Genomic DNA, 22,727 nt, shown 5'->3' with positions numbered 1-22,727 from the left:
ATTAAGCAATGATCTTGGCCACGACGCCAGCGCCCACGGTACGGCCGCCTTCGCGGATAGCGAAGCGCAGACCTTCTTCCATGGCGATGGGGTTGATCAGCTTCACAGTGATCGACACGTTGTCACCAGGCATGACCATTTCCTTGTCGGCTGGCAGCTCGATGGCGCCAGTCACGTCGGTCGTGCGGAAGTAGAACTGGGGACGGTAGTTGTTGAAGAAAGGAGTGTGGCGACCGCCTTCGTCCTTGCTCAGCACATACACCTCAGCCGTGAAGTGGGTGTGGGGCTTGATCGAGCCGGGCTTGCACAGCACTTGGCCACGCTCCACGTCTTCGCGCTTGGTACCGCGCAGCAGCAGGCCGACGTTGTCGCCAGCTTGGCCTTGGTCCAGCAGCTTGCGGAACATTTCCACACCGGTGCAGGTGGTCTTTTGCGTGTCGCGGATACCCACGATTTCGATTTCTTCGCCGACCTTGATGATGCCGCGTTCCACGCGACCGGTCACCACGGTGCCACGGCCGGAGATGGAGAACACGTCCTCCACAGGCATCAGGAAGGCACCGTCCACAGCGCGCTCTGGCGTGGGGATGTAGGTGTCCAGGGCTTCGGCCAGCTTCATGATGGCTTCTTCACCCAGCTTGCCCTTGTCGCCTTCCAGGGCGAGCTTGGCAGAGCCACGGATGATGGGGGTGTCGTCGCCTGGGAAGTCGTACTTGTCCAGGAGTTCGCGCACTTCCATTTCGACGAGTTCCAGGAGTTCTTCGTCGTCCACCATGTCGCACTTGTTCAGGAACACGATGATGTAAGGCACGCCCACTTGGCGAGCCAGCAGGATGTGCTCGCGGGTCTGGGGCATGGGGCCGTCAGCAGCGGAGCAGACCAGGATAGCGCCGTCCATCTGGGCAGCGCCGGTGATCATGTTCTTCACATAGTCGGCGTGGCCGGGGCAGTCCACGTGAGCGTAGTGGCGGTTGGCCGTTTCGTATTCCACGTGGGCGGTGTTGATCGTGATACCGCGGGCCTTTTCTTCGGGCGCAGCGTCGATCTGGTCGTAGGCCTTGGCTTCGCCGCCGAACTTGGCGGACAACACGGTAGCGATCGCTGCCGTCAGCGTCGTCTTGCCATGGTCCACGTGACCGATCGTGCCCACGTTCACGTGGGGCTTGGTCCCGAACTTGGCGGACAACACGGTAGCGATCGCTGCCGTCAGCGTCGTCTTGCCATGGTCCACGTGACCGATCGTGCCCACGTTCACGTGGGGCTTGGTGCGTTCAAACTTACCTTTTGCCATTTCAATTCTCCAAAGAGCAATCCCTGTGTAGTGGTTTTACGTCTGCATCTGGTTGCTGATTCACTCCGCACAGGGAACAGAGTGGCACCGGATCGCAGACAAAACAAAGCCCGGACCACAAGGGCCCGGGCGAAGTGCTTACTTACTTGGCGCGCGCTGCCATGATGGCTTCAGACACGTTGCGAGGTGCTTCGCTGTAGTGCTTGAATTCCATCGTGTAGGTGGCACGGCCTTGCGACATGGAGCGCAGGGTCGTGGAGTAGCCGAACATTTCGGACAGGGGTACTTCGGCCTTGATGGCCTTACCGCCACCGACCATGTCGTCCATGCCCTGCACCATGCCGCGACGGCTGGACAGGTCGCCCATCACGTTACCGGCGTAGTCTTCAGGCGTTTCCACTTCCACGGCCATCATGGGTTCCAGAATGACCGGACCGGCCTTCTTGCAACCTTCCTTGAAGCCGAAGATGGCAGCCATCTTGAACGCCAGTTCGTTCGAGTCCACATCGTGGTACGAACCGAAGTGCAGCGTGACCTTGACGTCCACCACGGGGTAACCAGCCAGCACGCCTTGCGTCACAGCTTCGTTGATACCCTTTTCCACGGCCGGGATGAATTCGCGAGGCACCACACCGCCCTTGATCGCGTCCACGAACTCGATGCCCTTGCCGGCTTCGTTGGGTTCGATCTTGAGCACGACGTGGCCGTACTGACCCTTACCACCGGACTGGCGCACGAACTTGCCTTCGGCTTCTTCCACCGTCTTGCGGATGGTTTCGCGGTAAGCCACCTGGGGCTTGCCCACGTTGGCTTCCACGCCGAATTCACGCTTCATGCGGTCCACGATGATTTCGAGGTGCAACTCGCCCATGCCGCCAATGATGGTCTGGCCGGACTCTTCGTCGGTCTGCACGCGGAACGATGGATCTTCAGCGGCCAGGCGCGACAGGGCGATACCCATCTTTTCCTGGTCGGCCTTGGACTTGGGTTCCACAGCCTGACGGATCACAGGCTCAGGGAACACCATGCGCTCCAGCGTCACCACGGCGGCTGGATCGCACAGGGTTTCACCGGTCGTCACGTCCTTCAGACCCACGCAGGCAGCGATGTCACCGGCGCGGATTTCGTCCACTTCCTGGCGCTCGTTGGCGTGCATCTGCACGATACGGCCGATACGTTCCTTCTTGCCACGCACTGGGTTGTACACGGTGTCGCCCTTGGAGAGCACGCCGGAGTACACACGCACGAACGTCAGCTGGCCCACGAACGGGTCGGTCATCAGCTTGAATGCCAGGGCGGAGAACTTCTCGTTGTCGTCCGCCTTGCGAGTGACTTCCTTGTCGTCTTCGTCGAAGCCAGGCACTGGAGGCACGTCCAGCGGCGAAGGCATGAGTTCGATCACGGCGTCCAGCATGCGCTGCACACCCTTGTTCTTGAACGCAGTGCCGCACAGCATGGGCTGGATTTCACCAGCGATGGTGCGAGTACGCAGGCCTTGGGTGATCTCTTCTTCCGACAGATCGCCCTCTTCCAGGTACTTGTTCATCAGGTCTTCAGAGGCTTCAGCAGCGGCTTCGACCATCTTCTCGCGCCATTCAGTGGCAGTTGCCACCAGATCGGCCGGGATTTCTTCGAAGTTGAACTTCATGCCCTGGGAGGCTTCGTCCCAGATGATGGCCTTCATCTTGCGCAGGTCGACCACGCCCTTGAAGTTTTCTTCGGCACCGATCGGGATCACGATTGGCACAGGGTTGGCCTTCAGGCGCAGCTTCATCTGGTCCACGACCTTGAAGAAGTTGGCACCGGTGCGGTCCATCTTGTTCACAAAGGCCAGACGTGGCACCTTGTACTTGTTGGCCTGGCGCCAGACGGTTTCCGACTGGGGCTGCACGCCACCCACGGCGCAGTACACCATGCAGGCACCGTCCAGCACGCGCATGGAACGCTCCACTTCAATCGTGAAGTCCACGTGGCCGGGGGTGTCGATGATGTTGATGCGGTGCTCTGGGAAGGACATGTCCATGCCCTTCCAGAAGCAGGTCGTCGCAGCCGAGGTGATCGTGATGCCACGCTCTTGCTCTTGCTCCATCCAGTCCATGGTGGCCGCGCCGTCGTGCACTTCACCAATCTTGTGGTTCACGCCGGTGTAGAAAAGAATACGCTCGGTCGTGGTGGTCTTGCCAGCGTCAATGTGGGCCGAGATACCGATATTGCGGTAACGCTCGAGGGGGGTCTTGCGAGCCATGGTGGATCCTTGGATGGGTCGTGTTATTCGGGGGCGGGCCCAGCATTCTGGCGCTGCAACCCGTCAATTTTGTGACTGCCTGAAATCGACACAAGGCTGCAGGCAAAACGCCAGCAGCCTTGGGCCTATATCAGGGCAAATCCGCGTTTTAGAAGCGGAAGTGGCTGAATGCCTTGTTGGCTTCGGCCATACGGTGCACTTCGTCACGCTTCTTCATGGCGCCGCCACGGCCTTCGGTGGCTTCCAGCAGTTCGTTGGCCAGGCGTTGGGCCATCGACTTTTCACCGCGCTTGCGGGCGGCTTCCTTGATCCAGCGCATGGACAGGGCCAGACGACGGACAGGGCGCACTTCCACGGGCACCTGGTAGTTGGCACCGCCCACGCGGCGGGACTTCACTTCCACCATGGGCTTCACGTTGTTGATGGCAACGGTGAAGGCTTCCAGAGGGTCTTTATCGGGGTGCTTCTTCTCGATCAGTTCCAGGGCGCCGTAAATGATGCGCTCTGCAACTGCCTTCTTGCCGCCTTCCATGATCACGTTCATGAATTTGGACAGCTCTACATTGCCGAACTTGGGATCCGGCAGGATTTCACGTTTGGGGACTTCGCGACGACGTGGCATTTTTTACCTCTATCTTTGCTTCAGTTGGCATCTTTTCAGACACCGCGAGAGCCAATCTCTGGACTCCCACTTACTCGACCCGCGCAGAACACCTGCGTTTGGGGCCACTACGCTGCACCTCCGCGCCACGCGGAAAAACAGCACCGAAAATTCTTCAGACCGAAAGGGCCAGGGCTTACTTGGCCTTTGGCTTCTTCGCGCCGTACTTGGAGCGGGCTTGCTTGCGGTCTTTCACGCCTTGCAAGTCCAGCGAACCACGCACGATGTGGTAACGCACACCGGGCAAGTCCTTCACACGACCGCCGCGAACCAGCACCACGCTGTGTTCCTGCAGGTTGTGGCCTTCACCGCCGATGTAGGAGATCACCTCAAAACCGTTGGTCAGGCGCACCTTGGCGACCTTACGCAGAGCGGAGTTAGGCTTCTTAGGCGTCGTGGTGTACACACGAGTGCACACACCACGGCGCTGTGGAGAGTTTTCCATCGCAGGGCTCTTGGACTTGGTCTTTTCGACCTCGCGCCCCTGACGGACCAGTTGATTAATGGTTGGCATGAAATACGTCCCTAAACGTGAATTTGCTTCGTGAAAGCGAAAACGTGAATCCCTTCGGAAATTCCGAAAAGCCTTCTAATGTAGCAGGATGCCCCCTGAAAGGCAAGCCCACTGCGGCTTGCAGCAGTTTCTGGCACCTGCAGCCATCCCGGTGATCTGACAGGAACTGGCTGCAAAAGGAGCGAAAAACAGGCCCGGCATACGCCGGACCTGCGCAGCCAGCTATGATTTCAGAAGTGGTTCGCTACCTTCTGCGACGCAGGGTCACTTGATCCAGAGGCGGATGGCATCCCAGGCACGGCCCAGGATGCCGGCCTGTTCCACCGCCTCCAGCGCCACCAGGGGCACTTCGCCGATGGACTGGTCGCCCAGCATGACCTTGAGGGTGCCAATGGCCTGACCCTTGGTGTAAGGCGCCACCAACGGGTCGGGGCGGGCGATCTGGGTGGTGACCTTGCCAGCGCTGCCGGCGGGCACGGCGACCACGATGGCCTCCTCGCGGCCGATCTTCAGCACGCTGTCCTTGCCCTTCCAGACGGCAGGGGTCGCCACCGGCTTGCCTGCGTCAAACAACTTGACCGCCTCGAACGCGGTGTAACCCCAGTTCAGCAGCTTCTGGCTTTCGTTCGCGCGCGCGTTTTCGCTCGCGGCACCCAGCACGATGGACAGCAGTCGGCGCTGGCCCACGCCGGGGAATTCACGCTTGGACGTGGCCACCAGGCAGTAGCCCGCCGCAGCGGTGTGGCCGGTCTTGAGGCCATCGACCGTGGGATCGCGGAACAGCAGCGAATTGCGGTTGCTGCCGTTCGATGCCGGAGTACCCGGGTAGCTGTACTGCTTGGTGGAGTAATAGTGCATGTACTCCGGGAAGTCCTTCATCAGCCGCATGGCCAGCACGGAGAGGTCGCGCGCCGTGGTGGTGTGGCCGGGCTCCGTCAGGCCTTCGGGGTTCTTGTAGCTCGTGCCCTTCATACCCAGCGCCTGCGCCTGGTCGTTCATGAGCTTGACGAAGTTCTCAGCCGTGCCGCCCACGCCTTCGGCCAGGGCCATGGTGGCGTCGTTGCCGGACTGCACGATCATGCCCTTGATGAGGTCTTCGACCGGCACCTGCATCTTGGGGTCGATGAACATGCGCGAGCCGGGCATCTTCCAGGCGCGCACGCTCACGGGCAGCTTCTGGTCCAGCGCGATCTTCTTGGAGCGCAGCGCATCAAACACCAGGTAGCCCGTCATGAGCTTGGTGAGCGAGGCCTGCTCCACCGGCGCGTCGATGTCCTTGGCGGCCAGCACCTGGTTGGCGGTGACATCCACCAGCAGGTAGGTGCGCGCGGCGATTTCGGGGGGCTGGGGTGCCTGGGCCAGGGCGCCAAAGGCAGCCGGGGCCACCGCAGCAAAGACGGCCAGGGATCGCAACGCAGACAGGATTCGTTTCATGGGGCAGGAGGGGGCTGGAGAGGCTCGAAAAAAGGGTGGGAGAGTGGGCGGGAGAGGGAAGACGACGGACGGCCGGAGCCGGTCCGGGCGGCACCCCTCAGGCGCCCGATTGCAGGTGGCGGACCACCAGGTTCTTCAGAAGCGGTAATTGTCCGTGAAAGAAATGCCCCCCCGCGGGGACGACTGTGACAGGCAGTATCTGGGGCCGGGCCCAGTCCATCACGGCGGACAGCGGCACGGTGTCGTCCTGCTCGCCGTGCACGACCAGCGTGCGCAGGTGGGCATCGGGCGGCACCGGGGCCACCGTGAAGCGGCTGGCGGCCGTGCCGACCAGCACGACCTTCTCCACGCGCTGCGTGGGCCACAGTGCCTCCAGCGCATGGCTGGTGACAAATGCACCGAAAGAAAACCCCGCCAGCGCCAGGGGTTGCCCCTCGGCGGCGGGAGCCACCTGCTCCACCACCGCCAGCAGGTCCTGCAACTCACCCCGTCCTTCGTCGTACACGCCGGCCGTGGCGCCCACGCCGCGGAAGTTGAAGCGCACCGCCGTCCAGCCACACTGCACAAACGCGCGCGCCAGGGTCTGCACCACCTTGTTGTCCATGGTGCCGCCAAACAGCGGATGCGGGTGGGCGATGATGGCGACGCCACGGGGCGCCGCGCCATCGGCCAGGGTGGCGCTGTCGCGCACGGCCTCGATGGCGCCTGCGGGGCCGGACAGGGTCAGGCGTTCGGTCTGGGCATTCACGGATTTGCTACTCAATCAATAGCAACAGGGGCATGATCCACTAGCGCCTGCTGCCAAAATCGTTCCAAGACAGGGATGGAGCCGCGCTCAGCGGCCAAGTTCCGCTGGCGTGACCAGACGCTCCACCACCTGGCCGTTCTTGAGGTGCGATTCGACGATTTCGTCGATGTCCGCCGCATCCACATAGGTGTACCAGGTGCCCTCGGGGTAGACCACCGCCACGGGGCCACCCGCGCAACGGTCCAGGCAACCGGCCTTGTTCACACGCACCTTGCCGGCACCCGCCAGCCCGGCGGCCTTGACCTGGGCCTTGCAGCGGTCAAAACCCGCCTGTGCGTTGTGGTGCGCGCAGCTGTCTTCCCCGTTGGTGCGCTCGTTGAGGCAGAAGAAGATGTGGCGCTGGTAATAACCGGGCGCTGCGGCCGGTGCGGAAGGGGTGTCGCTCATCCCTGCATTTTAAGGACCCCTGCCTCTCCCAGCGGGCGAGGCCACGCCCCAAGCGCCTGCCCGGCCACACAGAAAGCCGGAGGCCATCGCACTGCGACTCAGGCCCCGCCCTCTCGCCGCGACACCCGAAACACCACATACAGCAGCGTCAGGTAGGGCCACAGCCAGCCCAGCCACTGTCCCAGACCATAAAAGCGGATGAAACGGCCCTGCTCCCAGATCTGCAGCGTCTGGGCAAAGTAGGCACTGGTGGGCGCCTGGTTCAGCAGTGCCAGATGCCAGGTGAGCGCCAGCAGCAGCACGGCAGCGCAGGCACGGCGCGGCAGGGCCAGCATCAGCAGGGCCAACGCCAGCGCCGCCCACACGCCCACGCGCACGGGCAGATCCATCCACTCCCAGGCGTGCACGGGGCCCCAGCTGAGTGCGGCGGACAGCGCGGTCAGCACAATGCCCACCCCCACCACCGCCAGCGCAAACAGGGCGCGCCGCCCCATCTGGCGGATCACGCAATACCCCAGCAGGCAGGGGATAAGCAGCCCCAGGGTGACGCACAGCAGCTCACCACTGGGTGACAGCGGGTCCAGCTCGGTCTCGCGCAGAGGCAGCCACTCCAGGAACGGCGTATCGGCCAGCAGATCGATGAGCGCGGCCTCCAGCCGTTCCAGCACCTGGCCCAGGCCAAAGGGCACCGCGGCCGGAAACAGCAGCGCCAGCGGCCACAGCGCCAGCAGCACCATGCCGCCCGAGGCGTCGGACACAAACCAGCGCGCCCGGAAGTCGCTCCAGCGGTCCAGCGCCCCCAGCCGCTCCAGCAGCGCGGCGCTCAGCGCACCGGCCAGCGTGCCCAGCGCGTTGAGCGCCAGGTCCAGGTTGGAGGGCACGCGCCGGGGCAGGTAGATCTGCAGAAACTCCATGCACAGCGACAGCAGCGTGCCCACCAGCGTGGCCAGCGCCACCGCCCACAGCACACGCCGCCAGCCCGATCGCAACAGGCCCAGCACCAGCAGGAAGCCCAGGGGCGCGTAGCCCACGAGGTTGGTGACCACGTCAAACCCCGTCCAGTACGGCGGGGGCAACCGGGCCAGCAGGAAGACCAGGGGGTCGATGCCCTGCTCGCGCCACCCGTCAAACGGGAACAGGCTGGCAAAAACGATCAGCGCCGTGTACGTTAGCGCGAGCGGCCAAGCAGAGGTTTTGTGCATGCGCCCTCTGCGTCTCCGTCAAAAGGGTTTGACCACCACCAGCACCACGGCCACCAGCAGCAGCAGCACCGGTGCTTCGTTGAACCAGCGGAACCACACATGGCTGCGGCGGCTGGTGCCGTCGGCCAGCTTGCGCAGCAGCACGCTGCACGCGTGGTGGTAGCCGATGACCAGCACCACCACGGCCAGCTTGGCGTGCATCCAGCCATTGCCCGGGCCCCGGCCAATGCCGTAGCCCAGCCACAGCCACAGCCCCAGCGCAATGGCGGGCACAGCCAGCAGGGTGGTAAAGCGCATCAGCTTGCGCGCCATGAGCAGCAGGCGGTCGCGCTCGGCGGCCGAGCCGGGCGCCACCATCGCCAGGTTGACGAAGATGCGCGGCAGATAGAACAGGCCCGCAAACCAGCTGGCCACGAAAACGATGTGAAAGGCTTTGACCCAGAGCATGGGGGCAGTTTACGGGCCTACGCCACTCCGACGGGACAACCCCAAAAAAAAGCCCGGCAGATCCGCCGGGCCGGGAAAGCCTGTGCCGCATCGCTGCAGCCCAGGTCCCGCTCAGGGAGGAAAAGCGGGGGGCGGCAAGCCGCCCGGCACCAATCTAGCACTGGGCCTGGGCGGTTACAAGCGGCTTTTCCACAGCGCGCCCGAAGCGCCAACCACCGCCGCACGTCCCCCTGCCACCGGGGCGCGAGCCGGGACACAGCGCCACAGGGAGGGCTTCATAATCCGATGATGCATCTCCAAAGCCCTGCCCCCTTCCCCCAGAACCGCCCGCGCCGCCTGCGCCGCGATGCCTTCACCCGCCGCCTGGTGCGCGAGAACGTGGTCACCGCGGACGACCTGATCTACCCTGTGTTCGTGCACGAGGGCACGAACCGCAGCGAGGCCGTGACCTCCATGCCCGGCGTGGACCGCCTGAGCCTGGACCTGCTGCTGCCCGTGGCCGCGGACTGCGTGAAGCTGGGCATCCCGGTGCTGGCGCTGTTCCCGGCGATTGACCCGTCGCTCAAGACGCCCGACGGCAAGGAAGCCCTGAACCCCGACGGCCTGATCCCGCGCGTGGTGCGCGCACTGAAGAAGGAGTTTCCCGACCTGGGCGTGATGACCGACGTGGCGCTGGACCCCTACACCAGCCACGGCCAGGACGGCGTGCTGGACGAGACCGGCTACATCATCAACGACGAGACGGTGGAGATCCTCACTGGCCAGGCGCTCACGCATGCCGAGGCAGGCGTGGACATCGTCGCCCCCAGCGACATGATGGACGGCCGCATTGGCGCGATCCGCGAGGCGCTGGAGGTGCAGGGCCACATCCACACCCGCATCATGGCCTACAGCGCCAAATACGCCAGCGCCTTCTACGGCCCGTTCCGCGACGCGGTGGGCACGCGCGGCGCCCTGGGCAAGGCCGACAAGAACGTGTACCAGATGGACCCCGGCAACAGCGACGAGGCCCTGCGCGAAGTGGCCATCGACATCGCCGAAGGCGCCGACATGGTGATGGTGAAACCCGGCATGCCCTACCTGGACATCGTGCGCCGCGTGAAGGACGAGTTCCACGTGCCCACCTTTGCCTACCAGGTGAGCGGCGAGTACGCCATGATCAAGGCCGCTGCCGCCAACGGCTGGCTGGACCACGACGCCGTGATGATGGAAAGCCTGCTGGCCTTCAAGCGCGCAGGCGCCGACGGCGTGCTGACCTACTTTGCGCGCGACGTGGCACGCAAGCTACAAAAATAATAGCTGTCAGCGCATATTCCACTAGCGCTACCGGCGCTTTTGACTGAAACCACGGTGTCCATGCGCATCTTTCACATCCACAGCAGCGGCGTGCAGGAGCTCACCGCCCTGCCCGCCCAGATGCCGGCGCAGGGTTTCCTCTGGATCGCCTGCGCGCGTCCGGCCTTTCAGGCGCGGCTCGCCGAGATCCAGGGCCGCCTGCAGGCGCTGATCGGGCTGCAGCTGGTGGACCTGCATGTGTCCGACCTGCTCAACGCCCAGCTGCCCTCGCACTACGACTACACCTCGCAGTACGACCTGCTGGTGTTCCGCCGCCTGGCCACGGTGCAGGGCGATGCTGCGCAGGCCGGGCAGCCCGGGCCTGCTGCCCCCGCCACACCGGCCGTTGCCGCCGAGCCCGACAACAACCCCAACGCCCCGGTCAAGCGCAGCGGCCCGCCCGTGCTGCGGCGCATCGACACCAGCCCCGTGGGATTTGCGGTGTTCGACCAGCTGCTGCTGACCGTGCACCCCACCGACTGCGCAGTGCGCGATGCCTACGCGACGCGGCTGCTGGCGGCCACCCCGGCCAATGGCAACGGCAATAGCAATGGCACCAACGCCACCGCCAGCCATGCTGCCGCCCACGGCAACGCCCACGCCAGCCCCGGCATGGGCGAGGGCCGCAGCAGCCCGATCTCGGGCGCACGCCTGCCCACCAGTCCCGCCGACCTGATGCTGCGCGTGGTCAACCAGATGGTGGACGGCTACCTGGACCTGCGCCGCGAGCTCACCCGCCAGCTGGACCACTGGCAGACCGAACTGCTCAAGCCCCGCGCGCGGTACGTGAACTGGACCTCGCTGCTCGAAGCGCGCCTGTCGCTGCACATGCTCGACGAGATCTGCGAAGACCAGCGCACCGCCGTGCAGGACTGGATCGACGCGCTGGAAACCTGGGCCCTGCCCGACACGCCGGCGGGCCTGCGCGAGCTGGACCTGCTCAAGGTGCGCAGCCGCGACGTGCTGGAGCACATCGAGCGCGTGGTGCACCACGTGCGGCGCCTGGAGCAGAGCACCGAAACCGCCGTGCAGATGCACTTTTCGGTGCAGAGCAACCGCACCAACGACATCATGCGCACCCTCACGGCGCTCACGGCCGTGTTTTTGCCGCTGAACCTGATTGCGGGCATTTTCGGAATGAACTTCGAGTTCATTCCACTGGTGCACAAGGCCGACGGCTTCTGGTGGGCCATGGGGTCGATGGTGTTCATCGCGCTGTCGCTGGTGCTGCTGTTCTGGCGCAAGCGGTATCTGGCGAGGACAAGATAGGAACATCCCCCTGAGGCCCTTCGGGCCTTCCCCCTTCTCTCGGCTTCGCCGGGAAGGGGGACGATGCCCTCGCTGCGGGGCGGCCCTTGCTTGGCATCCCTGGCTTGGGTCAGCGCCCGTATCAGCGTGCGTCACCCAAAAACAGGAAGGGTCATGCGTTCCAGTGCCTTATGGCCGGGCCACCCCAAACAACCCCGCCGCGTTGTCCCAAGCCACCTTGCGCGCCACATCGGCGGGCAGGCCGCCCAGCCACTGGCGGTAGCCCTGCATCAGGCTTTCGTAGTGCTGCCAGCGCTGGTTGACCCAGGTGTCCGAGCCGATCACGAAGCGCGTGGGGTACTTGAGCAGCAGCGCGCGCCAGGCGGGGCACAGCTGGTTGTCGTCGCAGACCAGGCCGGGGCGGTACGAGAGTTCGCCCACCAGGCCCGGGTAGCGGGCCATCAGGGCGTCCACCCGCTCCACAGGCGCGCCGCCAATGCCGGTGTGGGCCCAGATCAGCCGGGCCTTCTGACCTTGGGACGGGGTGTTAGCCATCAGCAGGTCGATGGCGGTGTCGTCCACATGGGCCAGCACCACCAGGTCACGCTGTTCGGCCAGGGCCATGAGCTTTTTGGCCACGGGGCCGTTGGCGTTGGCGCTGTCGTACAGGTGGAATTCGCCCAGGCCCCGGTACGGGCCGGCCGGCGTGCCTCGGGCCAGTTCGGTCTGCACCATGTCGTAGATGGTGTCGTCGGCAAACCAGCCGGTGTAGTCGGCGCGGTTGCGGTACAGCCGCACAAACGGCACCACCGTCACACCGGCCTCGCGGGTCTGCGGCAGGCCCGCCAGGGCGAGCGACCCGGCATTGGGCCGCGAGTTGGCCACGATGGCGCGCACGCCGCTGGCCTTCATGCGTGCCAGCACATCGGCGGGTGGGTGCGGGCCTGAGCGGCCGTCCCAGGCTTCCTCGTTGTAGTGCAGGTGGGCGTCGAACAGGGGGCCGGTGTAATCGGCCGCGTGGGTGGTGGCGCATAGCGCTATCAAAATAGTAGCTGCCAGCACATGACGGAATAGCGCTTGAGGCCGAAATTGCCTGAAATCCGCCATGACCACCCCCGTTGGTTGTTCGCAATCGTGTCGCCGTCTCTGTTACTGGGGCGGTTCAGCCCAGGTGCTTGGCAAAGAAGGCCAGGGTGCGCTCGCGGGCCGTGTTGGCGGCGGCCTCGTCGTAGCTGCCGCGCTGGTCGCAGTTGAAGCCGTGGTCGGCGGCGTACACATGCACTTCGACCTCTGGGTGGGCCTTGCCGAAGGCCTGCACGCTGTCCAGTGGGATCCAGTGGTCGCGCTCGCCAAAGTGGGCCAGCACCGGCACCTTGGGCGTGCGGGCCACTTCTTCCGGCGTGGTCACGCCACCGCCGTAGTACGGCACGGCGGCCGACAGGCCCTGCAGCAGGCAGGCCGAGCGCCAGGTCAGCAGGCCGCCCCAGCAGTAGCCCACGATGCCCACCTTGCCGCCGCTTTGCTGCGCGGCGTAGTCGATGGCGGCCTGGATGTCGGGCAACACGCCCGGCGCGGGCAGGGCCTCGACCGCAGCCTTCAGGCCCATGCCGGCCTGCATGTCGTCACCGGTGTAGCCCAGCTCCACCCCTTGCTTGACGCGGTGAAAGGTGGATGGCGCCACGGCCAGGTAGCCGCTGGCGGCGTAGCGGTCGGCCACCGAACGGATGTGCGAGTTCACGCCAAAAATTTCTTGCAGCACCACCACAGCGCCACGGGGCGTGCCCTCGGGCCTGGCGACCCAGGCGGGGGCCACAAAACCGTCACTCGACGTCAGATCGACAAACTGTCCCATGCTGAATGCTCCTTGGATTTGGTACGTATGGTGCGCAGAGGGTCCGCGCTATGGGTGCGGGCGCTGCGCTGCGGGGGGCAGAACCTGTTCCAATGCGCCATTCTTGCAGGAGACCCCACCCCATGGAGAAGATCGCACTAATCACTGGCGCCAGCCGGGGCATTGGCGCCGCCACCGCACGGCTGGCCGCAAAACATGGCTGGGCCGTGGCCGTCAACTACCTCGCCAACGAGGCCGCTGCGCAGAGCGTGGTCGATGCCATCCGTGCAGAAGGCGGCACCGCCATCGCGGTGCAGGGTGACGTGGCGAGCGAGGCCGACATCCTGGCCATGTTCCAGGCCGTGGACACCCAGCTGGGCCGCATCAGCGCCCTGGTCAACAACGCCGGGGTGGTGGACGTGACCGCCAGGGTGGACGAAATGAGCACCGAACGCCTGCGCCGCATGTTCGACACCAACGTGATCGGCAGCATCGTCTGCGCCCGCGAGGCCGTGCGGCGCATGAGCACGCGCCACGGCGGCAGCGGCGGTGCCATCGTCAATGTGTCCAGCGCCGCCTCGCGCCTGGGCTCGGCCCATCAGTATGTGGACTACGCGGCCGCCAAGGGCGCCATCGACACCTTCACCATCGGCCTGGCGCGCGAAGTGGCGGCCGAGGGCATCAGCGTGAACGCCGTGCGCCCGGGCCTGATCGAGACCGACATCCACGCCAGCGGCGGCCTGCCCGACCGGGTGCGCGACCTCTCGCACCAGGTGCCCATGCAGCGCGGCGGCACGGCCGATGAGGTGGCCGAGGCCATCGTCTGGCTGATGTCCCCTGCAGCGAGCTACACCACAGCCACCTTGATGGATGTATCGGGCGGACGCTAGGGCGCGCAGGGCATCGCACAACCCAGTAGCAAGCACGCTGCAGCGCAGCATGCCCGACCGCCAAACGGTGCAGAAAACACCGCATACTCGCGCACAGCCCGGGCTGCGCCACCTTCATCTGCCGTTGGCCTGAGCCCCCCGAAGAACCACCCTGCCCACTTGCCCTTGGGAGCGCCTTGATGGACCTCAAACCCCTGATCACCCTGCTGGCCATCGTGAACCCGCTGGCCATCGTGCCGTTCTTCATCCACTACACGCAGGGCTTTTCGTACCCGCAGCGGCGACGCACCATACAGGTGGCCAGCTTCAGCGTGTTCTGCGTGATTGCAGCCTGTGCGCTGCTGGGCCTGCAGATCCTCGACTTCTTCAACATCTCGCTGCAGAGCTTCCAGGTGGGCGGCGGCATGCTGCTGCTCATCAGCGCGATGAACATGCTCAACGCCCAGCCCGCCGAGGCAAAGCCCAGCACAAACGAATACGAAGAAGGCGCCGAAAAGGCCGCCGCCGGCAGCAGCATTGCCGTGGTGCCGCTCACCATTCCGCTGCTCACCGGCCCGGCCAGCATGTCCACCGTGGTGATTTATGCCGACCGCGCCCAGACCTTCTGGCAGCACGCCGCGCTGGTGGGCTACGGCGTGGTCATCGCGCTGGCCACGGCCGTGTGCTTTGCGCTGGCCGACCCGATTGCGCGCGTGCTGGGCAAGACCGGCATCAATGTGATGACCCGCCTGATGGGCCTGATCCTGGCCGCGCTGGCGGTGGAGGTGATGGCGGACGGGCTGGGCAAAATCTTCCCGGTGTTGATCGCCCGCTGAGCCGCCTCAAGAACCTCATGCCACGTTTTGCCTGGTTTTTGATAGCGCTCATTTCGCTTCAACCGGCCTCCCCCCTCATGGCCGCAGAAAGCCAGTGCTACGGCACAGTGAGCAACGGCCGTTTGGAAGGGGGCGTAAAGCTTCCTAGCCAAGGGCCAAACTTCACCTCTTACAGTGTCTTGGGTGCAACTGCGGGTCGAACGTACGTTCACTCCACAGTTGCAAAGATCATCATTTCTTCCTACGCAGCACTGGCCAAAGAAACACCTTCCAATCGGTATGTCTATGGAGAGACTGGGTGGTCTTCGGGAGGCCGCATTCGTCCACATCGCACCCACCAGAACGGCCTGTCAGTGGATTTTTTTGTTCCGGTTCGAGATGCCGCAGGGAAATCTGTGCCACTTCCTACACGCGTTTCCAACAAGCTTGGCTACGACATAGAGTTCGACTCCAACGCGAGGTATGAGAACTACACCATCGACTTCGAGGCTACGGCGGAGCATCTGTACCAACTGCAGCTTGCGGCAAAGGCCAATGGTGCAGGAATCACACTCGTGATCTTCGATACAGAGTTCTTGCCAAAGCTGTTTGCCACCAAACACGGCGCCTATCTGCAGAACGAACTACCCTTCATGAAGGGGAAACCGTGGGTCCGACATGATGAGCACTACCACATCGATTTCCGCATTGCGTGCAAGCCGAAAGTCGGATAACCCGTCAGTTTATGGAACCCGCTGGAGTCTGCTCCACGGTCGCAATGACGGCGCCTGGCAGCACCCTATCCACACACGGCTGGCGAACCAGGGTGAGGCACGATTGAGATGACCGCCCGGCTTCTATTACTTGAAGACGACCCCGCCATCGCCCGCACCGTGGCCTACGCGCTGGAGCGCGATGGCCTGACCGTTACACACAGCCTGCTGGTGCATGACGCGCGCCAGCAGCTGCAGCGTGCGCGGTTTGACCTGCTGGTGCTGGACGTGGGCCTGCCCGACGGCAGCGGTCTGGACCTGCTGCGCGATGTGCGCCATGCGCCGCCCACCGCCGCCCTGCCCGTGCTGATGCTCAGCGCCCACGGTGAAGAGATCGACCGCGTGCTGGGCCTGGAGCTGGGCGCGGACGACTACCTGACCAAACCCTTCAGCCCGCGCGAACTGGCCGCCCGCGTGAAGGCGCTGCTGCGCCGCGCGGGTCACGGCAACGGCCACCCGGCAGCGCCCGCCGCCACGGCCGCCGCGCTGTTCCACGACGACGAGGCCGGCCAGCGCATCAGCCTGCGCGGCCAGGCCCTGCCGCTGACCCGGCGCGAGTACCGCCTGCTGTCCCACCTGCTGCGCGGCGCAGGCCGCATCCACTCGCGCGACACCCTGCTGGCCGCCGCCTGGGGCGACGACAGCGAAAGCACCGACCGCACGGTGGACACCCACATCAAGACCCTGCGCGCCAAGCTGCGCGAGCTGGACCCGGCGCGCGAGTACATCAGCACGCACCGGGGCATGGGGTATTGCCTGGACATCTGAAGCCCAATCGGCCACTAGCGCTCATCGCTCAAGCGCTGGCAGCTATTGTTTTTGAAGTAACGCACCATGCGCCTCGGCATCCGTCTGCTGTTCGCCTTCTTCCTCATCAACGGCATCGCCGCGTTCTTTGTGCTGCGCGTGTTCATGGCCGAGATCAAGCCCAGCGTGCGCGAGGTGATGGAAGACATGATGGTGGACACGGCCAACATCCTGGCCGAGCTGGCCAGCGAGGACCTGGCCGCCGGGCGGCTGGCGGCACAGGCCAACAACAGCAGCACCAGCCCGTTTGCGCAGCATGTGCGGCGCTATGCCGCGCGGCCCATCGATGCGGCCATCTGGGGCTTTTCCAAGCAGTCGCTTGACTACCGCATCTATGTGACCGACACCACGGGGCGCGTGCTGTTCGACTCGGAAAACCGTGCCATCGGTGCCGATTATTCGCAGTGGCGCGACGTAGCCCGCACGCTGCGCGGCGAGTACGGAGCGCGCTCTACGCGCGATGTGGAAGATGACGACACCAGCGGCGTGATGCATGTGGCCGCGCCCATCTACGTCAAAAGCCAGATCGCGGGTGTGCTCACCGTGGCCAAGCCCTCGCGCACGGTGCAGCGCTTCATCGACCGGGCCGAGCGCAAGGTGTTCATGGGCGGGCTTTTGCTGCTGGCGCTCTCGGCCGCCGTGGGCGTGGCGGTGACGCTGTGGATGGTGTGGAACGTGCGCCGCCTGCGCGACTACGCCCTGAGCGTGCAGGGCCCGGCCGACGGCGAACGCCACGACCCAACTCTTCCGCCCCCCACGGCCCTGGCTGTGCCCGAGGTGCCCGGCGAGCTGGGCGACCTGGCCCGCGCCATGGACCGCATGCGCGCGCGGCTGGAGGGGCGCGACTACATCGAGGGCTATGTGCGCGCGCTCACGCACGAACTCAAAAGCCCCGTGGCCGCCATCCGGGGCGCGGGCGAGCTGCTGCAGGACGAGCTGCCCGCCGCAGACCGCGCCGAGTTTGCGACCCAGGTGGTGCAGCAAAGCGAACGCCTGCAGCGCATCATCGACCGGCTGCTGGAGCTGTCCAAGCTGGAGCAGCGCCAGCACGCCGAAGGCCGCGCGCCCGTGGCGCTGCACGACTGCGCCGAGGCCGCCATTGCCCAGACCCGCGCCCGCGCGGGGCAGCGCGGCGTCACGTTGGCACTGGAAGGGCACGGCACCAGCGGCCCGTGGGAGGCCGAACTGGTGACGCTGGCGCTGACCAACCTGCTGGACAACGCGATCGACTTTGCGCCCGCAGGCAGCACGGTGCGGGTAGAACTGGACGGCGCCACAGTGGCCGTGCAAGACAGCGGCCCCGGCGTGCCCGACTACGCGCTGCCGCGCCTGGGCGAGCGCTTTTTCACCACCGCACGGCCGGGCGGCGAGCGCAGCGGATCGGGCCTGGGGCTGGCGATTGTGCAGCGCGTGATGGCGCTGCACGGCGGGCAGATGGTGGCGCGCAACACAGCACCGGGGCTGCGGGTGGAGCTGGTGTACCGCGCCGCCTGAGCAGCGAAAGCCACCGCCAGCGATCCCCACTTCACACTGGCCTCACAAACTTCATAGCGCCCTCACAGCGCGCCACAACACTGCCTCCACAACAGTCACTTGTGGAGGATCTTTTGTTCAAACACCCCTTGTTCACCAAACTGGCGGCGCTGACCGCCATCACCGTGTTGCTGCTCTTTGGCTTGGGCCTGATCGAAGACGTGGTGCGCGACCGGCTGCGCTACCGCAGCATCACCGCGCAGAGCGTGGCCGAGAGCCTGGCCGGGCCGCAGACGCTGATGGGCCCCATGATCCACAGCGCCTGCGTGGAGAGCTGGGATGAAGAAGTCGGCAAGGGTGACGAGCGCCGCATGGTCGAAAAGCGCCGCGAGTTCATCCTGACCGCCATGCCCGAACAGCTCAAGCTCACCACCGGCGCCGCGATGGAAGAACGCGCACGCGGGCTGCACAAGGTGAACACCTACAACCTCAAGGCCAACGTGACGGCGCAATGGGGTTCGCTGGCCAGCCTGCTGCCGCAGAGCAGCATGAAGAATTCGCGCATGCACTGCGGCGCACCCATTGTGATGATGGCCGTGGGCGATGCACGCGGCATCCGCACTGCGCAGTTCACCATGGGCAGCCAGGCGCTGGCGCTCAAGCCTGGCACCTTCCACCCCACCTACAGCCGGGGCCTGCACGCGGTGCTGCCCGAATCCGTGCGTGGCAAGGCCGACGGCCTCACGGCCACGCTGGACCTGGAACTGGTGGGCACCGAGCGCCTGGCCATCGTACCGCTGGGCGGCAACACCGAGGTGCTGATGACCAGCAGCTGGCCCCACCCGTCGTTTGCCGGGCGCTTTCTGCCATCGGAACGCGAGGTCAAGAAGACCGGCTTTTCGGCCCAGTGGCGCCTGTCGTCGCTGGCCACCACGGCGCAGGCCGACATTGCGAACGGCAAGCGCATCTGCCTGGGTGCGGATGAGGGCAGCGACTATGCACACAGCGGGGCCACGCCGGGCGACTGCGCCGACAGCTTCAGCGTGGCCTTCATCGACCCGGTGAATCCCTATTCCCTGTCGGACCGCGCGACCAAGTACGGTGTGCTGTTCATCGCCCTCACCTTCGTGGCCGTGGGCCTGTTCGAGCTGATGAAGAAGCTGCGCGTGCACCCGGTGCAGTACCTGCTGGTGGGCAGCGCGCTGTGCAGCTTCTTCCTGCTGCTGGTGAGCCTGTCGGAGCACCTGCCGTTTGGCATTTCGTACGCGGTGGCCGCGAGCGCGTGTGTGCTGCTGCTGGCCTATTACGCCAGCCACATGCTGGGCGGGCTCACGCGCGGTGTGCCACTGGGGGCGGGCATTGCGCTGCTGTATGGCCTGCTATACGTGCTGCTGCAGCTGGAGCAGACGGCGCTGGTGGTAGGTGCGATTGCGCTCTTCCTGGTGCTGGCAGCGGTGATGGTGCTGACGCGCAAGGTGAACTGGTACGGCCTGTCGCAAGGCGGCACGCCCCCGCGCCCCACCATGCCGCCCATGCAGCGCCCCGCAGCCCCCCGCGCGGAGGCTGCATGAACGCCGCCGCGCAGACCACCCGCTGGGCCCAGTACCTGGCGCAGGCCCAGGCCCTGACGCCGCCCGCCAGCACCGACCCCGCAAGGGGCCCTGCGCTGACCGCCGCCGAATCGGCCCGCGTGCAGCGCCACCGCGACCAGTTGATGGCGGCCCTGCGGTCGCAGGACCGGCTGGCCTTGCACTGCGCCAAGCAGCAGGTGCTGGACGCAGCCTTTTGCCCCCACCGTGCCGAGGCGGACCACAGCCACGGAGGGCCTGCAAGCGGCGCTGCAGATTCGCCCGCCCTGCGCCGGGCGCTGCGCGACCTGGCGTGGCGCACCGCGGCCTTGCTGTTGCCGCGCCGCCCGGAGTTCTGAAGGTGTCCCGGGGGCCGTGCGCAGGCCCCTGGGACACAATTTTTAGTAAAAACGGGTGGTAGCGCTAGTGCAATATGCGCCAGCAGCTATCAAAAGCAGAGCATTTACACCACCACGGTGCGGCTGCGCCCCTCGCGCTTGGCGGTGTAGAGCGCAGAGTCCAGCAGGCGCAGGGTGATGTCCAGCGGCCGCAGCGGGTCGAACAGGGTGAGCCCCATGCTGACCGACAGCACTAGCGCCGGCTCGATGCCGGGCAGCGGGTGGGCGGCCAGCGCCGCATGCACACGCTCGGCCACCACCTGTGCCTGGTCGAGCCCGGTGGCGGGCAACAGGGCCAGAAACTCCTCGCCCCCCCAGCGCCCCAGCACATCGGCCGCCCGGAAGACGTCGCGGCACAGGGTGGCAAACAGCTGCAGGGCCTGGTCACCCACATGGTGGCCGTACACATCGTTCACGCGCTTGAAGTGGTCCAGGTCCATCATCAGCAGGCTGGCTGGCTCATTGCCCCGCTGCAGCAGTGCCCATTCCTGGCGCAGGCGATCGGTGAACGAGCGGCGGTTGGCCAACCCGGTCAGCACATCGGTGTGGGCCAGCACCGCCATCTGGTGGCGCGCCGCCTCCAGCTCCATCAGCATCTGGCCCTGGCGGTCGTTGGCACGCTTGAGCTCCAGCAGCCGGATCACCTGGCGCGCCAGGGCGGACAGCAGGTCCTGCACCTTGGCTGACAGCTCGCGCGGCCGGTGGTCCAGCACGCACAGCGTGCCCAGCACAAAGCCATCGGGCGTGACCAGCGGCGCCCCGGCGTAAAAGCGCAGGGGGTTCTTCTGCGTGACGATCGCATAGTGCGCAAAGCGCGGGTCTTGTGCCAGGTCGGGCACGATGAAGACGCCGGACTGGCGGATGGCATAGCGGCACACCGACTCGCTCAGCGGGGTTTCGCGCAGCGCAAACCCCCGGGCGGCCTTGAACCACTGGCGCTGGCTGTCCAGCAGGCTGATCAATGCCACCGGCGCTTCGCACACGTAGCCCGCCAGGTCGGCCAGCTCGTCGTAGGCGGGCTCCATGGGCGTGTCGAGAATGCCGTAGCGCTGCAGGGCCTGGAGACGGGCCGTGTCGTCGCAGGGGTCGTCGGGAGGGGTGGTGTCGGCCATGATGCGAAGCGGCCGCGCCGCCCCCAATTGCCTTGAGATGGGGCAGCATGCCACACAAGCAGGACGGCTGCACGGGTGAAAGCCCGATGGCCCCCGGGTCACGCCAGGGCGGTGCTCTGGCCGTGCCGTGCCTGCCTCTGGTTTGTTCGTTCAGCGTCTGCTGGCGCTTGCCGCTGCGGGCGGACAGCGCAGCTGCGTCGCGGTCAGGCAGCCACAGCGGGCGCGATATCGCGTTGGGCAGCGGGCTCGCTCGCACCCGGGGCGTCGGTGTCCGAACACGTGGCCCCACCGCAACCGTGGATCAACGCACCCGGTAACGCGCCGGGAGCGTGCACCACGCCGGTCACAGGGTCAAACCCCACACGGCGCAGGTGCAGGGCCAGCGAGGCATCCATGCTCTGCGCATGCTGCGGAAACCACAGCGCCAGCTCGCTGGCCATGACGCGCAGCACCTTCAGGTCGCCCTGTTCGGCGCGGGCCGTGCCTTCACGCATCACCTGCAGCACCACCTTGTGCTGCATGCTGTGGCAGTTGCCCGATGCAAATCGGGTGGAGGCCATCCAGTCATCTTCCTGCCCGAAATGCTGCTCGGTGTGCTCCACCAGCGCGCACCAGCGGGGCAGCAGGTCGGCGTCACCGGCCTGGTCCACGGCGGCCAGCAAGTCGACGAACTCCCGGTGGGTGTCATCCATCAGGGGCAGGTCGAGGTTCAACGCATCAGACCATTCGAGGTGGGCCATGGGACTCCTTGGGCGGGCAGATCAAACGAAGGTGCGAGCTTAGAAGCCCCGGCCCGGCCGGGTGTTGATGCAGGTCATGGCAACGCCATACGCAGCCAGGCCCTGCACCGCGCGCGGCGGGCAGGGCCTGGTAGTGCAAGGGATTTAGGCGCTCAGCGCCCGCCCCATCAGCTCTGGCCGTACATGCGCTTGGCGTCGTCCACACACTTGGACTTGAGGTCGCCAGTCATCGTCTCGCAGCGCTCCTTGGCAGCCTTGTAGTTGGCTTCGTTTTTCTCGGCGGTGGCGTCCTTGCGGGCCTCGGCCACGTTGGCGGCCTTCTCGGCCGCTGTGTCTGCAGGCTTGGCCTGGGCGGCCGCCACCTTGGCGTTCTCCTTGGCCTTCACATGCTCAGCCTTGGCATCCTTAACGCATACGTCCTTGGCGTTGCCGGTCAGGTCGTCGCACTTTTCCTTGGCGACAGCGTAGGCGGCGTCGGCACGGGCTTCAGCCACCTTCTGGCTGGCCTTGGCGCTGGGCTTGTACTGGGCTTCGAGCTCGGCCTTGGCCACGTCTTCGGTGCCCTTGGCTTCCTTCATACAGATGTCCTTGGCGTTGGCCTTGAGAGCATCGCATTTTTGCTTGTTCATCTTGTAGTCCGCCGAGATGCTGTCCTTGGCGGCCTTGTGCTCTGCGGGGGTCATGGCAAAAGCGGTGGTGGCCATCAAACCGGCGGCGCAGGCGGCGATCAGGGTGCGTTGGAATGTCATGGTTTTCTCCTCGATGAAAT

The 22,727-nt window shown here is 65.6% G+C and carries 23 protein-coding genes; 9 read left to right on the top strand and 14 right to left on the bottom strand.

The annotated features are described in order from the left end of the window. Nucleotide 1: 1 nt before the first annotated feature. From tuf to ASC83_RS02735, 9 genes are all read right to left on the bottom strand, one after another. Nucleotides 2-1,291, bottom strand: coding sequence for an elongation factor Tu (gene tuf, locus ASC83_RS02775; RefSeq protein ID WP_156379399.1), 1,290 nt, complete (start codon nucleotides 1,289-1,291; stop codon nucleotides 2-4). Between the two features lie 142 nt (nucleotides 1,292-1,433). Further along, nucleotides 1,434-3,536, bottom strand: coding sequence for an elongation factor G (gene fusA, locus ASC83_RS02770; RefSeq protein ID WP_056057548.1), 2,103 nt, complete (start codon nucleotides 3,534-3,536; stop codon nucleotides 1,434-1,436). Between the two features lie 148 nt (nucleotides 3,537-3,684). Continuing rightward, nucleotides 3,685-4,158 carry a 30S ribosomal protein S7 gene (gene rpsG, locus ASC83_RS02765; protein WP_005798541.1) on the bottom strand — a complete coding sequence of 158 codons (474 nt, stop codon included), beginning with the start codon at nucleotides 4,156-4,158 and terminating at the stop codon, nucleotides 3,685-3,687. 175 nt (nucleotides 4,159-4,333) lie between these two features. Continuing rightward, nucleotides 4,334-4,711: a 30S ribosomal protein S12 gene (gene rpsL, locus ASC83_RS02760; protein ID WP_015012185.1), complete on the bottom strand. Its 378-nt coding sequence runs from the start codon at nucleotides 4,709-4,711 to the stop codon at nucleotides 4,334-4,336. Between the two features lie 264 nt (nucleotides 4,712-4,975). Then, nucleotides 4,976-6,145: a D-alanyl-D-alanine carboxypeptidase family protein gene (locus tag ASC83_RS02755; protein WP_056057545.1), complete on the bottom strand. Its 1,170-nt coding sequence runs from the start codon at nucleotides 6,143-6,145 to the stop codon at nucleotides 4,976-4,978. A gap of 97 nt (nucleotides 6,146-6,242) precedes the next feature. Next, the gene (locus ASC83_RS02750) at nucleotides 6,243-6,893 is read right to left on the bottom strand and encodes an alpha/beta hydrolase (protein WP_056057541.1); all 651 of its coding nucleotides are present in this window, start codon (nucleotides 6,891-6,893) and stop codon (nucleotides 6,243-6,245) included. An 87-nt stretch (nucleotides 6,894-6,980) separates the two neighbouring features. Next, on the bottom strand, nucleotides 6,981-7,340 hold the full coding sequence (locus ASC83_RS02745; RefSeq protein ID WP_015012182.1) for a ferredoxin: 360 nt from the start codon (nucleotides 7,338-7,340) through the stop codon (nucleotides 6,981-6,983). A gap of 98 nt (nucleotides 7,341-7,438) precedes the next feature. Beyond that, nucleotides 7,439-8,542 carry a VanZ family protein gene (locus ASC83_RS02740; RefSeq protein ID WP_056057538.1) on the bottom strand — a complete coding sequence of 368 codons (1,104 nt, stop codon included), beginning with the start codon at nucleotides 8,540-8,542 and terminating at the stop codon, nucleotides 7,439-7,441. Nucleotides 8,543-8,560: 18 nt separating this feature from the next. Continuing rightward, nucleotides 8,561-8,989, bottom strand: a complete 429-nt coding sequence (locus ASC83_RS02735) for a CopD family protein (protein ID WP_015012180.1) — start codon at nucleotides 8,987-8,989, stop codon at nucleotides 8,561-8,563. Nucleotides 8,990-9,277: 288 nt separating this feature from the next. On the opposite strand from ASC83_RS02735, the gene hemB reads away from it, so the two are divergent. Both hemB and ASC83_RS02725 read left to right on the top strand, forming a co-directional pair. Beyond that, nucleotides 9,278-10,285, top strand: coding sequence for a porphobilinogen synthase (gene hemB / locus ASC83_RS02730; RefSeq protein WP_056057768.1), 1,008 nt, complete (start codon nucleotides 9,278-9,280; stop codon nucleotides 10,283-10,285). A gap of 60 nt (nucleotides 10,286-10,345) precedes the next feature. Beyond that, nucleotides 10,346-11,593: a magnesium transporter CorA family protein gene (locus ASC83_RS02725; protein WP_200938875.1), complete on the top strand. Its 1,248-nt coding sequence runs from the start codon at nucleotides 10,346-10,348 to the stop codon at nucleotides 11,591-11,593. A gap of 168 nt (nucleotides 11,594-11,761) precedes the next feature. On the opposite strand, the gene ASC83_RS02720 is transcribed toward ASC83_RS02725, so the two are convergent. Together ASC83_RS02720 and ASC83_RS02715 are read right to left on the bottom strand one after the other, a co-directional pair. Continuing rightward, entirely contained in the window at nucleotides 11,762-12,679 is a 918-nt protein-coding gene (locus tag ASC83_RS02720; protein WP_369816924.1) for an amidohydrolase, read from the bottom strand. A 55-nt stretch (nucleotides 12,680-12,734) separates the two neighbouring features. Further along, nucleotides 12,735-13,424, bottom strand: coding sequence for a dienelactone hydrolase family protein (locus ASC83_RS02715; protein WP_056057531.1), 690 nt, complete (start codon nucleotides 13,422-13,424; stop codon nucleotides 12,735-12,737). A 122-nt stretch (nucleotides 13,425-13,546) separates the two neighbouring features. Between ASC83_RS02715 and ASC83_RS02710 the strand changes: the two genes are divergently transcribed. The 7 genes from ASC83_RS02710 to ASC83_RS02680 all read left to right on the top strand — a co-directional run bounded on the left by ASC83_RS02710 (nucleotide 13,547) and on the right by ASC83_RS02680 (nucleotide 20,067). Beyond that, on the top strand, nucleotides 13,547-14,293 hold the full coding sequence (locus ASC83_RS02710) for an SDR family oxidoreductase (protein ID WP_056057528.1): 747 nt from the start codon (nucleotides 13,547-13,549) through the stop codon (nucleotides 14,291-14,293). Nucleotides 14,294-14,472: 179 nt separating this feature from the next. Continuing rightward, nucleotides 14,473-15,108, top strand: a complete 636-nt coding sequence (locus ASC83_RS02705) for a MarC family protein (protein WP_056057526.1) — start codon at nucleotides 14,473-14,475, stop codon at nucleotides 15,106-15,108. A 17-nt stretch (nucleotides 15,109-15,125) separates the two neighbouring features. After that, nucleotides 15,126-15,821, top strand: coding sequence for a penicillin-insensitive murein endopeptidase (locus tag ASC83_RS02700; RefSeq protein ID WP_056057523.1), 696 nt, complete (start codon nucleotides 15,126-15,128; stop codon nucleotides 15,819-15,821). Nucleotides 15,822-15,929: 108 nt separating this feature from the next. After that, complete coding sequence (locus ASC83_RS02695) at nucleotides 15,930-16,628, top strand: winged helix-turn-helix domain-containing protein (protein ID WP_056057520.1); 699 nt, start codon at nucleotides 15,930-15,932, stop codon at nucleotides 16,626-16,628. 66 nt (nucleotides 16,629-16,694) lie between these two features. Further along, on the top strand, nucleotides 16,695-18,161 hold the full coding sequence (gene creC / locus ASC83_RS02690; protein ID WP_056057517.1) for a two-component system sensor histidine kinase CreC: 1,467 nt from the start codon (nucleotides 16,695-16,697) through the stop codon (nucleotides 18,159-18,161). A gap of 113 nt (nucleotides 18,162-18,274) precedes the next feature. Next, on the top strand, nucleotides 18,275-19,711 hold the full coding sequence (gene creD / locus ASC83_RS02685; RefSeq protein WP_056057514.1) for a cell envelope integrity protein CreD: 1,437 nt from the start codon (nucleotides 18,275-18,277) through the stop codon (nucleotides 19,709-19,711). Next, nucleotides 19,708-20,067, top strand: coding sequence for a hypothetical protein (locus ASC83_RS02680; protein ID WP_235509296.1), 360 nt, complete (start codon nucleotides 19,708-19,710; stop codon nucleotides 20,065-20,067). The genes creD and ASC83_RS02680 overlap by 4 nt, the downstream gene beginning before the upstream one ends. Before the next feature lie 104 nt (nucleotides 20,068-20,171). Here the strand turns inward: ASC83_RS02680 and ASC83_RS02675 are convergent, their stop codons facing one another. From ASC83_RS02675 to ASC83_RS02665, 3 genes are all read right to left on the bottom strand, one after another. Continuing rightward, nucleotides 20,172-21,218 carry a sensor domain-containing diguanylate cyclase gene (locus ASC83_RS02675; RefSeq protein ID WP_015012168.1) on the bottom strand — a complete coding sequence of 349 codons (1,047 nt, stop codon included), beginning with the start codon at nucleotides 21,216-21,218 and terminating at the stop codon, nucleotides 20,172-20,174. A 203-nt stretch (nucleotides 21,219-21,421) separates the two neighbouring features. After that, nucleotides 21,422-21,958, bottom strand: coding sequence for a hemerythrin domain-containing protein (locus tag ASC83_RS02670; RefSeq protein ID WP_056057511.1), 537 nt, complete (start codon nucleotides 21,956-21,958; stop codon nucleotides 21,422-21,424). A 167-nt stretch (nucleotides 21,959-22,125) separates the two neighbouring features. Then, a complete protein-coding gene (locus ASC83_RS02665; protein ID WP_056057507.1) occupies nucleotides 22,126-22,707 on the bottom strand; it encodes a hypothetical protein in 582 nt (193 codons plus the stop codon). Nucleotides 22,708-22,727: the final 20 nt, after the last annotated feature.

This window comes from Acidovorax sp. Root402 (genome assembly GCF_001425125.1).
Taxonomy (GTDB): Bacteria; Pseudomonadota; Gammaproteobacteria; order Burkholderiales; family Burkholderiaceae_C; genus Acidovorax; species Acidovorax delafieldii.
The sequence above is the reverse complement of the archived record's forward strand: the minus strand, read 5'-3'. Positions and strand labels throughout refer to the sequence as shown.